Raw genomic sequence first — 1,535 nt, forward strand, 5'->3', positions numbered from 1 at the left:
TCTACTTCCGTACCACGGACGTGACCGGCGTGGTGACCCTGCCCGAGGGCACCGAGATGGTGATGCCCGGTGACAACACCGACATCTCCGTCAAGCTGATCCAGCCCGTCGCCATGGACGAGGGCCTGCGCTTCGCGATCCGCGAGGGCGGCCGTACCGTCGGTGCCGGCCGGGTGACCAAGATCAACAAGTAATTTCCTGCGCGAGCAGACACAAAACTGCCCCTTTTCCGAGGAAAAGGGGCAGTTTTGCGTCTGCTGGTGAGCGCGTGGTGTAACGCATGGGGCTGTTGGTGCGATGATAACCGCATATGGCCAGTGGATGGCCGTACCGGGTCACCCGAAGGGTAGGGGTCATGTTTCGACGGATTTATGCGCTGGCCGGTGCCGCCGCGATCGGTCTCGGTGTGCTGACCGGCCTCCAGGCCGGTCCGGCGGCGGCCGCCCCCGGGTGCCCCGACCTGCATCTGATCGGCGTCGCCGGATCGGGTGAGCGGGAGAATCCGAACGCCAACGGCGGGATGGGCCGGGTGGTCTACCGCTCCCTGCAGGATCTGTCGCAGCTGGTGCAACAGGACGGCCGCACCATGACGGCCGAAGCCGTCGCCTACCCGGCCGCGCCGGTGCCGGTCGACGGCGATCTGCTCGGCTGGGGTGGCTTCATGAGCAGCGTGGATGCCGGCGTGGCCGCGTTGGGCGGCCAGTACGCGGCGTTCACCCAGCAGTGCCCGGCCACCAAGGTCGTGCTCGCCGGATACTCGCAGGGCGCGATGGTCGTACACCGCAACCTCCAGGCGCTCGACGCCAGCCCCAACCTCGCGGCGGCACTGCTGGTCGCCGACGGAGACCGGCTGCCGACCGATCCGACACTCAACATGGGCACGGTGACCGCGGTGCCCGGCGCCGGGACGGGCGTCGCGCAGGATTGGCCGATCCTGGCCCATGCCCCGGCCGCGCTGCCGGTCTCGGTCGCGGGGCGCACCATCAGCGTGTGCGATCTCGGTGACGCCGTCTGTGACTACGACCCCGACGCCGACGAGGTGTCGGCTGCCGCGATCGCCGTGCACACCAGCTACGCCCGCGGCAGCACGCTGCCGTGGACCCAGCCGCTGTACCGGCTGCTGGCGCCGTCGATGGGCTACCAGACTTTGCCGGTAGGTTCCTGACCGCGGCGCCCGCCGGATTAGGCTGTGTGCGTCCGGTCGACGACGGGAGCGCGCGATGTCAACGGTGTGGCGGTACATCCGGATTCAGGCATTCGTCCTCCTGTGCGGAATCGTCGGGCCGATCTTTCTGACCGTCTACTTCGCCGGCGGTGCCCAGCCCATGATGAAGTGGATGTTCTGGGCCGGTCTGCTGATCACCGCCCTCGATGTCCTGATCGCACTGGCGATCACGGGTGCGGGAGCCAGGTCCGCGGCCAAGACCCGTGACCTCGAACAGCGCGGCGTGCTGGCGCTCGCCCAGGTCACCGGCATCCAGGAGACCAACACCGAGATTGCAGCTGTTCGAACCACAGCGACGTCATGATCGAGG

2 protein-coding genes and 1 pseudogene are annotated in these 1,535 nt (G+C 68.1%); all 3 read left to right on the plus strand.

All coding sequences use genetic code 11. From position 1 onward, the window contains the following. The coding region (locus ACWDTP_RS38375) for an EF-Tu C-terminal domain-related protein (RefSeq protein ID WP_450028432.1) at positions 1-194 on the plus strand (194 nt) is incomplete at its 5' end. A gap of 161 nt (positions 195-355) precedes the next feature. Then, positions 356-1,165: a cutinase family protein gene (locus ACWDTP_RS38380; protein ID WP_450028433.1), complete on the plus strand. Its 810-nt coding sequence runs from the start codon at positions 356-358 to the stop codon at positions 1,163-1,165. Positions 1,166-1,220: 55 nt separating this feature from the next. After that, positions 1,221-1,499: pseudogene (locus ACWDTP_RS38385) on the plus strand (SHOCT domain-containing protein); the annotation flags it as partial. Between the last annotated feature and the right edge of the window lie 36 nt (positions 1,500-1,535).

Source organism: Mycobacterium sp. NPDC003449, assembly GCF_053588415.1.